At 49.8% G+C, this 9,823-nt stretch carries 9 protein-coding genes; all 9 read right to left on the reverse strand.

The features are described from left to right. Window positions 1–1,161: signal recognition particle protein (gene ffh, locus V7126_RS18590; RefSeq protein ID WP_335498205.1), on the reverse strand; the 1,161-nt coding region annotated here is incomplete at its 3' end. A 16-nt stretch (window positions 1,162–1,177) separates the two neighbouring features. Continuing rightward, window positions 1,178–1,501, reverse strand: a complete 324-nt coding sequence (locus tag V7126_RS18595; protein ID WP_046128986.1) for a putative DNA-binding protein — start codon at window positions 1,499–1,501, stop codon at window positions 1,178–1,180. Between the two features lie 145 nt (window positions 1,502–1,646). Then, on the reverse strand, window positions 1,647–2,633 hold the full coding sequence (ftsY, locus tag V7126_RS18600; RefSeq protein WP_046128987.1) for a signal recognition particle-docking protein FtsY: 987 nt from the start codon (window positions 2,631–2,633) through the stop codon (window positions 1,647–1,649). A 16-nt stretch (window positions 2,634–2,649) separates the two neighbouring features. Next, window positions 2,650–6,210 carry a chromosome segregation protein SMC gene (gene smc, locus V7126_RS18605; protein WP_046128988.1) on the reverse strand — a complete coding sequence of 1,187 codons (3,561 nt, stop codon included), beginning with the start codon at window positions 6,208–6,210 and terminating at the stop codon, window positions 2,650–2,652. A 98-nt stretch (window positions 6,211–6,308) separates the two neighbouring features. After that, entirely contained in the window at window positions 6,309–7,058 is a 750-nt protein-coding gene (gene rnc / locus V7126_RS18610) for a ribonuclease III (protein ID WP_046128989.1), read from the reverse strand. A 145-nt stretch (window positions 7,059–7,203) separates the two neighbouring features. Further along, the gene (gene acpP / locus V7126_RS18615; RefSeq protein WP_003181706.1) at window positions 7,204–7,437 is read right to left on the reverse strand and encodes an acyl carrier protein; all 234 of its coding nucleotides are present in this window, start codon (window positions 7,435–7,437) and stop codon (window positions 7,204–7,206) included. 66 nt (window positions 7,438–7,503) lie between these two features. After that, window positions 7,504–8,247 (reverse strand): 3-oxoacyl-[acyl-carrier-protein] reductase, encoded by a 744-nt coding sequence (gene fabG / locus V7126_RS18620; protein WP_175076206.1) that lies wholly within the window; start codon window positions 8,245–8,247, stop codon window positions 7,504–7,506. Further along, entirely contained in the window at window positions 8,240–9,193 is a 954-nt protein-coding gene (gene fabD, locus V7126_RS18625; RefSeq protein WP_175076205.1) for an ACP S-malonyltransferase, read from the reverse strand. Before fabD ends, fabG begins: the two co-directional genes overlap by 8 nt. 17 nt (window positions 9,194–9,210) lie before the next feature. Then, window positions 9,211–9,823, reverse strand: a 613-nt coding sequence (plsX, locus tag V7126_RS18630) for a phosphate acyltransferase PlsX (RefSeq protein WP_335498220.1), incomplete at its 5' end; no start/stop codon positions are given.

The following is a 9,823-nucleotide window of genomic DNA, read 5'->3' on the forward strand; positions in this document are numbered from 1 at the left end:
TTCTTTCCCCGTCATGGACTTGATGATCGCTTCGACGTGGCTGAGCTGTTTTTCGTCAACCTTTACGTTTTTTAAGCCTTTCATTTTGCCTGCGCCAGGCATCATTTGAATCAGCTCTTCAAGCGGTCCCATGTTGCGGACTTGCCCGAGCTGTTCCAAAAAGTCGTCAAGGGTGAAGCTCATATTTTTCATTTTCTGTTCGAGCTCTTTCGCCTTTTCTTGATCGACGTTGGCTTGGGCTTTTTCGATCAGGGTGAGCACATCGCCCATTCCGAGAATCCGCGAAGCCATCCGCTCGGGATGGAACGGTTCAAGGGCATCAAGCTTTTCGCCCATTCCGGCAAATTTGATCGGCGTGTTCGTCACGGCGCGGATCGACAAGGCCGCTCCGCCCCTCGTATCACCGTCAAGTTTTGTAAGGATGACGCCTGTCACGCCAAGCTGTTCATTAAAGCTTTTGGCAACGTTTACCGCATCTTGACCCGTCATGGAATCGACGACAAGGAAGATTTCTTCCGGCTGAGCCGTTTCTTTTACCTTTTCCAGCTCATCCATCAGCTCTTCATCAATATGAAGGCGTCCCGCCGTATCGATGATCACATAGTCGTGGTGGTCTTCTTTCGCCTTTTCGATTGCCTGTTTGGCAATGTCGACAGGGCTGACCTGGTCTCCGAGCGAGAATACCGGCATATCGAGCTGTTTGCCGAGCGTTTCCAGCTGCTTGATCGCAGCCGGGCGGTATATATCCGCTGCCACGAGCAGCGGGTTGCGGTTATGTTTTTTGCGAAGCAGGTTGGCAAGCTTTCCTGTCGTCGTCGTTTTACCGGCCCCTTGCAGACCGACCATCATGATGACAGTTGGCGGGCGCTTTGCCGCGGCGATCTTGCTTTCTTCGCCGCCCATCAGCTCCGTCAGCTCCTCTTTGACGACTTTAATGACCTGCTGTCCGGGTGTCAGGCTTTTCATGACATCCTGCCCGACGGCCCGTTCGCTTACCTTTTTCACAAAATCTTTGACGACTTTAAAGTTGACGTCCGCTTCAAGGAGCGCCAAACGGACTTCTCGCATCATTTCTTTGACGTCTTGTTCCGTTACTTTTCCTTTTCCGCGGATTTTAGAAATCGTTTGCTGCAGTCGGTCGGCTAATCCTTCGAATGCCATTTTTCAGTGCCGCCTCCTAATCTAATTTCTCAAGCGCGTCGATGAGCGGGGACACTTCAGGCTGACCGGCAGTCAGCTGTCTCAGCTCTTCAAAAATCTTTTTGCGCTCTTGAAATTTTTTAAACAAAAGTAGCTTTTCTTCATATTGCTCAAGCATGGCCTCGGTCCGTTTGATGTTGTCATAGACCGCCTGTCTTGAGACATGATATTCTTCAGCTATTTCGCCGAGGGAGAAATCGTCTAAATAGTAAAGCGACATGTAGCTTTTTTGTTTTGATGTCAACAACGACTGATAAAAATCAAACAGGTAATTCATTCGCGTTGTTTTTTCAAGCGTCATGAGACTCTCCCCCTTGTTAAGTCAAATCCCTTTACGATACACTAGTTTACGCTGATTTTTTTCATCTGTCAAGTTTTTATCTTGTCATAATGTCCTGCAGCGTTTGTTAAAAAGAAAACCCCTTTTATATAGGGGCTTTCGCGTGCTATTCTTCTTTTTCAATCAGATCGGAAAACAGGCCGTATACGTAGGATTCGGCTTCAAACGGCTGCAGGTCGTCCATTTTTTCGCCGAGGCCGACAAGTTTGACGGGAATCTTCAGCTCGTGGCGGATGGCGAGGACGATTCCTCCTTTTGCCGTTCCGTCGAGCTTTGTCAGAACAATGCCCGATACATCGGTCGCCTTGGAAAATTCCTTCGCCTGCGTCATCGCGTTTTGGCCTGTCGTCGCGTCCAGAACGAGCAGCACTTCATGAGGCGCGTCAGGAACCTCGCGCTGGATGACCCGCTTTACTTTTTCAAGCTCTTTCATCAAGTTCACCTTGTTTTGCAGACGTCCCGCCGTGTCGCACAGCAGAACATCGGCGCCGCGCGCTTTGGCGGCTTGAACAGCATCATAGATGACGGCTGCCGGATCTGAGCCTTCGGCCTGTTTGACGACATGGGCACCGACCCGCTCTCCCCACACTTCAAGCTGGTCGATCGCACCGGCGCGGAACGTGTCTCCTGCTGCGAGAACAACGTTTTTGCCTTCTTTGACAAACTTGTGGGCGAGCTTGCCGATCGTCGTCGTTTTGCCGACGCCGTTGACCCCGACAAACAGGATGATGTTCAAGCGTCCGTCTTCTACGCGGAGCTCTGAAGCTTCCTGCTCCCCGCCTTCATAAATGTCGACGAGCTTTTCGGAAATAACGGAACGCACTTCCTTCGGATCCTGGATATTTCTTCGTTTGACCTCGGTCTTCAGCTCATCGATCAGCTCCATCACCGTTGACACGCCGACGTCTGCTCCGATCAGCACTTCTTCAAGCTCTTCGAAAAAATCTTCATCGACTTTCCGGTAGCGGGAGACAAGCTCATTGACCCTCTCCTGAAATGAGTTTCTCGTTTTGGCGAGCCCTTCTTTAAACTTTCCTGAGACTGAGTCTGTTTGCTTCGTGATTTTTTCTTTCAGTTTTTTAAAAAAGCTCATGACTGGTAACCTCGCTTTATTGAACTAATTCTTTCGTATCTTCAAGCTTGACGGAGACAAGCTTGGAAACGCCTGATTCCTGCATTGTTACGCCATAGAGAACGTCGGCTTCTTCCATCGTTCCCTTTCTGTGCGTAATGACGATAAACTGTGTTTCGTGGCTGTATTTTTTCAAATATTGCGCAAAGCGGAACACGTTCGCTTCGTCAAGCGCGGCCTCAACCTCATCAAGCACGCAGAACGGGACGGGTCTGACCTTTAGGATCGAAAACAAGAGGGCGATCGCCGTCAGAGCCCGTTCTCCGCCGGAGAGGAGGCTTAAGTTTTGCAGTTTTTTCCCCGGAGGCTGAGCGATGATGTCTACGCCCGACTGAAGCAGGTCATTCGGATCGGTCAGATTCAGTTCAGCTCTGCCGCCGCCGAACAGCGCGCGGAAGACGTCTTCGAAATGGGAGCGGATTTGCTGAAACGTATCTGAAAAGCGCTTCGTCATTTCCTCGTCCATTTCCTCGATCACCTGAAAGAGCGTATTTTTCGCTTCAAGCAGATCGTCTCTCTGCTCTGTCAGGAAAACGTAGCGCTCATTGACCCTTTCATATTCTTCAATGCTTCCGAGGTTCACGGTGCCCAGCTCTTCGATCGCCAGCTTGATCAGCTTGACGCGCTTTCTCGCCTCTTCGGGGCTGAGCTCAAGCGGATATTTTTCCTTCGCCCATTCAAAGGAGAGGCCGTATTCCTCCCTCAGGAATGACAGCAGGTTGTCAAGCTCGACTTCCATGCGGCCGAGCTTGACTTCTTCATCTTTCAGGAGCCCGGCCATTTGTTTGTACTGGCGCTTCATTTCTTTCAGCTCAAGCTCTTCTGTTTCAAGGCCCTGCTGCAGCTTCATCCGCTGCTCCCTTCTTGAAGCGATGAGCTCGGCGGTTTTGTTTTTATCGTTCAGTTTCTTCTTCGCGGCTTCTTCAAGCTTTTCCTCGCCGCTTGTGCTGGACGACATCTCATTTGTCAATAATGACAGGTCTTCTTTTGCAATCTTCAGCGCTTCTTCGTTCTCGGCAAATTCCTCTTCAAGCCTTGCGAGCTTTTCCCGTTCGTTTGCACATGACTGCTCGGTTTTGGCGAGAACGACCTTCAGATCTGTAAGCTCGCTTTGCAGCGCCTCCTTGGTTGAAGTCTGCGTCTGCTTTCTTTCCGTCAGGCTCTCGATCTTCCCGTCTAGCGCTTTTAAGCTTTCGGACATGGCGGAAAGCTTTTCTTCGAGCTCTGCCTTCCTTTGTTTCTTTTCGTCGTCTTCTTTCAGGAGCGCCGATTTTTCCTCGTCGTATAGCTCCAAGTGGCTGTTGACGTTTTTCTCGGCGATTTCAAGCTCATAGAGGCGCCCTTTGATCTCCTGCTGCTCAGCGCGCAAACGCTCCCCGTCTTCGCGCAGCGATTGAAGCTCTCGTTCAAGCTTTTGAATCGCTTGTTTTAAGCTTTTCACTTCGGCTTCGAGCGCTTCGGTTTTTTCTTCCATTACCTTTAGGCGCTCTGCCGCTGTTTCAAGCTCCCGGTTTCGGCCCAAAAGAGAGTTGTTTTTCTTCTTGACGGCTCCTCCGGTCATCGATCCGCCCGGGTTGACGACGTCGCCTTCAAGCGTAACGATGCGGTATCTGTGTCCAAGCCGTTTGGCAAGCTCGTTGGCCCCTTTTAAATGCTCGGTGATGAGCACGGTGCCGAGCAGGTTTTGCACAACCGTCCTGTACACGGGATCGAACGACACGAGCTCGCTTGCGATCCCGATAAATGCCGGATGCTCTTTTGCAGCTTCGATGTCGCGGGGCTGGATGCTGCGCTCTTTGATGACAGAAAGCGGAAGAAAGGTTGCACGTCCTGACGAATGCTTTTTCAAATATTGAATCGCCTGTCTTGCCGCGTCCTCGTTTTCGGTCACGACGTGCTGCGCAGAAGCGCCCAAAGCGATTTCGACCGCCGTCTCATACCTTTCGTCCGTCTTGACGAGCTCAGCGATCGCTCCGTGGATGCCCGCCAGCTCGCTTCTCGCTTTCAACACTTCTTTGACGCCTTGATAAAATCCCGAAAAATCCTCCTGCATGGCTTCAAGCATCTCTTTTTTCGAGCGCGCCTGCTGAACATATTGATACGCCTGGTAAAGAGCCGACTCTTTCTTTTCGTATTCGTTTTTCTTCAGCTCATAGTTTTTCTGCGCGTCGCGGTATGCTTTGATCTGCTGTGCGAGACGCTCCTCGAAAAGGCCGAATTCGTGTTCGGCTTTTGCTTTTTGCTCGGCGATATCCCGCCGTTCGCTTAAGTATTTTTCATTGTTGTCGGCAAGCCGTTTTTGCGCGGCTTTCGATTGGGACATTTGATCGTCTAAAAACTGCAGCTCGTTTCGCAGAGACGCCTGTTCATTCAGAAGCTCGAAATAGTCGCTTTTGAGCTGTTCGATCTCTTCTTCTACATTTTCGCTGTATACTGAAAGCGCCGCCGTTTTTTCTTTGACCTCTTGAGCGAGTCCCTTTGCTTCGGCCTGCAGTTTTTCGAACACAAGCTTTTGTGCGGCGATTTTTTCTTTCAGACTGTTTTCTTTTTCTCCGCGCTGGGCAATTGTATCTTCAAGCTGGGCCCTGTTTTGGCTCGCGTTCTTTTTCCGCTCTTTCAGCACTTCTTTTCTGCCTTCGAGCTTTTCAAGCTCCTCGCTTGTCAAAAGGAGGACCTGCTGAAGCTCATCAACCGATTCGTCAAGGGCCTGGATTTTATCCCTCGCCTCTTCGATTTTGGCTTCCTTCGCCTGGATTGCTGATGAGGAAGCCATTTCTTCATCTTTCGCTTTTTCGACCTTTTGTTTGAGCGCCTCCCATTTTTGGTGAAGCTCCTCAATGTCATACGCCGTCAACGCGATTTCTATCTTTTCGAGCTCGTCCTTTTTTTCGAGGTAGTCTTTCGCAATCGATGCCTGCATCTTCAGCGGTTCGACTTGACTTTCAAGCTCATGGAGGATGTCTTCCACGCGGTTCAAATTGTCCTGTGTTTCAAACAGCTTGTTTTCGGCTTTTTTCTTTCTCGTTTTATATTTTAAAACGCCCGCCGCTTCTTCGAAGATGCTTCTCCGCTCTTCCGCTTTGCTGCTGAGGATTTCCTCGACCTTCCCCTGGCTGATGATCGAAAACGCTTCTTTTCCGAGTCCGGAGTCCATGAAGAGATCGATGATATCCTTCAGGCGGCACGACTGATTGTTGATGAGAAATTCGCTTTCCCCGGACCTGTATACCCTCCGCGTTACACTGACCTCGTGAAAGTCAATCGGAAGGAAGTGGTCTTCGTTATCAAGCGTCAGCGTCACCTCAGCGAGGTTCAGCTTTTTCCGCGAGTCGCTCCCGGCAAAAATGATGTCTTCCATTTTGCCGCCGCGCAATGATTTGGCGGACTGTTCCCCGAGCACCCAGCGGATCGCGTCGGTAATGTTGCTTTTTCCGCTTCCATTCGGGCCAACGACGGCTGTCACACCTTTAACAAAATCTACAGAAATTCGTTCTGCAAACGATTTAAAACCTATTACGTCCAAACGTTTGAGGAACATCCTGATCCTCCTTATGTATTAAAGTATTACAATTCTATCATACCTTTGGATAAAGGCGTAAACATATCGAAATCCCCCTGGAAGCTGGCAAGGGGGATTTACTGTTTCATATGGTGTTTTTGCAGCTTTGCAAGTGCTTCCTGAGCGGCATGCTGTTCAGCTTCTTTTTTGGAACGGCCGCTTCCCACCCCGAGCACTTCTCCTTTTAGCGATACGTTTGCTTCAAATTCGCGGTTGTGCGCCGGACCTTTTTCCTGAAGGATTCTGTATTCCAAAGTGCCGCGTCCGTCGCGCTGTACAAATTCCTGCAGCTGGCTCTTAAAATCCATCACATGAGAAAAAGCACCATCGTCGATTTTAGGGAAGACGTACGCTTTCAGAAAAGCTACGACAGCTTCAAGCCCCTGATCAAGATAAAGCGCGCCGATAAACGCTTCAAACACGTCGGCCAACAGCGCCGGCCGCTTTCTTCCGCCCGTCATTTCCTCTCCTTTTCCGAGAAGGACAAGCTCCCCGAAGGACAGCTCATGGGCAAGAGAAACCAAAGAAGGCTCGCAAACGATCGCCGCTCTCAATTTCGTCAAATCCCCTTCGCTCATCGCCGGGTATTTGGCGTACAAAAATTGAGAAATCGTCAGTTCCAAAACAGCGTCTCCTAAAAATTCAAGCCTTTCATTATCTTCATACGGCTTCTTCCGATGCTCATTCACATAAGATGAATGTGTAAATGCCTGGTATAAAAGCTTCTCGTGCTGAAATTGAACCGAAATCCGTTCTTGAAACTTTTTAAACTGCTCCGCTTTCTTTTGAAACAATTTTTTGTCTCTGAAATGTGAATGTTTTGACATAGCAACCTCCATATGGGCACATCAGGTTCACCTAGACCTCCTGTTAGAAAAAGGCAGGGTTCGTTTTTCGTTCGGCAAAACATTAAGCTAAAGCCGCATGTATAAAGGGATAAAGCCCCGTCTTTAAACGGGACTTTAAGTTAGCTTACTGCTTACTATTTATGTAGTTCACAGCGTCACCGACTGTTGCAATCTTTTCAGCATCTTCGTCAGAAATCTCCATATCAAACTCGTCTTCAAGTTCCATGACAAGTTCAACTACATCCAGGGAATCAGCGCCTAAATCCTCTTTAAAAGAAGCTTCGAGAGTGACGTCAGCTTCATCTACGCCAAGGCGGTCTACGATGATTTTTGTTACACGCTCTAATGCGTCTGCCATAGCTATTCACCTCCCCTCAAGTATTATAGTTGATTCATTTTTAAAAAACCAGAGATAATTACATTTTTACTGCATAACCATTCCGCCGTCGATATTCAGCGTCTGGCCTGTCATGTAGCGCGACTGGTCAGACGCAAGGAAGACGACGACGCTGCTGATGTCAGAAGGCTCACCGAAGCGGGCAAGCGGAATCTGTTTCAGCATTTCGTCCTGGATGTCTTTTGTGAGCTTGTCCGTCATTTCCGTTGAGATAAAACCCGGAGCGATCGCATTTACGGTAATGTTTCGAGAAGCAAGCTCTTTAGCCAGCGTTTTCGTCAGGCCGATGACGCCAGATTTTGCCGCGACATAGTTCGCCTGTCCGGCGTTTCCGACGACGCCGACAACTGAGGCGACATTGATGATCCGGCCGCTTCTCTGCTTCATCATCTGTCTTGTCACAGCTTTGGAGCAGTTGAATACCCCTTTTAAGTTTATGTTAATGACATCGTCCCATTCATTTTCTTTCATTCTCATGAACAAATTGTCTTTCGTGATGCCGGCATTGTTGACGAGTATATCGATTGAACCGAAACGCTCAAGCGCCTCTTTCATCATTGCCTGAACTTCGTCGGCATTGGAAACGTCAGCTTTGATTGCAAACGCATCGCGGCCGAGCGCCTTGATTTCATCGACAACTTCGTTCGCCTTCGCTTCATTTCCCGCGTAATTGACGACGACGTTCGCGCCGTTTTTCGCAAGATCCAGCGCGATCGCACGGCCGATTCCCCTTGAAGCACCGGTAACAACGGCTGTTTTATTCTCAAGCATTTTCGTTTTCCTCCTTCAATGTCTGAACAGCGAGTTCAATCGTATCAGGGTCAGATACGGCAATCGTTTTGACTCTGCGGTTCACTTTTTTGACAAGCCCTGACAATACCTTGCCCGGCCCGATTTCGATGAACGTTGTGACGCCTTCGTCGATCAGCCTGCTGATCGATTCTTCAAAGCGGACCGGTGAATAGAGCTGTTCAATCAGCTTCTGTTTGATCTCGTCCTTGTCCGTTATCACGTCTGCGGTCACATTTGAAATAACAGGGATTGACGCATTTTTAATGCTGCATGCGTCAAGTACTTCGCGCAGCTTTTCAGCGGCGGGCTTCATCAGCTCCGAATGAAACGGTCCGCTGACTTCGAGAGGAATCGCGCGCTTCGCGCCGTTTTCCTTGGCGAGTTCTGACGCAAGTTCGACCCCTTTGGCCGTACCCGAAATGACGATTTGCCCCGGGCAGTTCAAGTTGGCGAGCTGGACGAGGTGGCCATCTTCAGACACCTGATCCGTCACTTTTTTTAACGCCTCTCCATCCATGCCGAGAACCGCGGCCATCGCGCCTTCTCCGGCAGGAACCGCTTCATTCATGAACTCGCCGCGTTTTCTCACGGTGTATACGGCGTCTTTAAACGACATCGCCCCGGCAGCCACGAGCGCGGTATATTCGCCGAGGCTGTGGCCCGCTGCAAAATCGGCTTCAATGCCGTATTCTTTTAGTTTTTCAAGCGCGGCTATGCTGGCCGTTAAAAGGCTCGGCTGCGCATTGTATGTAAGGGTCAGTTCTTTGGCGTCGCCTTCAAACATAAGAGCGCTCAGCTTTGTTTCCAGCGTTTCATCCGCTTCTTCGAAAATCCGTCTTGCTTTCGGCTCCTGCTCATACAGCTCACGCCCCATGCCGATATGCTGTGATCCCTGGCCCGGGAATAGAAATGCAATCTTACCCATGTTGTAAAACCTCCAGACTATTCATCTGCTTTTTGTTGTATTTTATCTTCAATAAATGCCGCGACATTTTGGCTGACCATCTCTCTCGCCTGGCGGATCGCATGGTAAACGGCGCGCCCGTCAGACGAACCGTGCGCTTTGATGACCGGCGCCTTCAAACCGAAAAGCCCTGCTCCGCCATATTCGGAGTAGTCCATTTTCGTTTTCATTTCTTTCAGCTTCGGTTTCAGCGCGGACGCCGCCAATTTGGCGGTAAAGCTGGATGTCAGCGTGCTTTTCAGCATTTTAAAGATCGACAAAGCCGCACCCTCAACCGTCTTCAAGGCAACGTTTCCGGTAAAGCCGTCCGTTACGATGACATCTGCGACTCCGTCCAGCATGTCGCGCGCTTCCACATTGCCGATGAAGTTCAAGTCCGTCTCCTTCAGCTTTTGAAAGGTCTGTTTTGCAAGTTCATTTCCTTTTTTGTCTTCCGTTCCGACGTTTAAAAGCCCGATTCTCGGGTTTTTCACGCCGAGAACCTGTTCCCCGTATACAGAACCCATGATTGCGTATTGGACGAGATGCTCAGGCTTCGCATCTACGTTCGCTCCGACGTCCAGAAGGAGAAAGCCGTCCCCCGCCACCGTC

Source organism: Bacillus sp. JJ675 (assembly GCF_036963165.1).
GTDB lineage: Bacteria > Bacillota > Bacilli > Bacillales > Bacillaceae > Bacillus > Bacillus glycinifermentans.

Bases quoted from the DNA above. Each gene is read 5' to 3' on its own strand.
- rnc (WP_046128989.1), bottom strand. From the start codon at position 7,058: ATGTCAAAACATTCACATTTCAGAGACAAAAAATTGTTTCAAAAGAAA.
- fabG (WP_175076206.1), bottom strand. From the start codon at position 8,247: ATGCTTGAGAATAAAACAGCCGTTGTTACCGGTGCTTCAAGGGGAATC.
- acpP (WP_003181706.1), bottom strand. From the start codon at position 7,437: ATGGCAGACGCATTAGAGCGTGTAACAAAAATCATCGTAGACCGCCTT.
- smc (WP_046128988.1), bottom strand. From the start codon at position 6,210: ATGTTCCTCAAACGTTTGGACGTAATAGGTTTTAAATCGTTTGCAGAA.
- V7126_RS18595 (WP_046128986.1), bottom strand. From the start codon at position 1,501: ATGACGCTTGAAAAAACAACGCGAATGAATTACCTGTTTGATTTTTAT.
- ftsY (WP_046128987.1), bottom strand. From the start codon at position 2,633: ATGAGCTTTTTTAAAAAACTGAAAGAAAAAATCACGAAGCAAACAGAC.
- fabD (WP_175076205.1), bottom strand. From the start codon at position 9,193: ATGGGTAAGATTGCATTTCTATTCCCGGGCCAGGGATCACAGCATATC.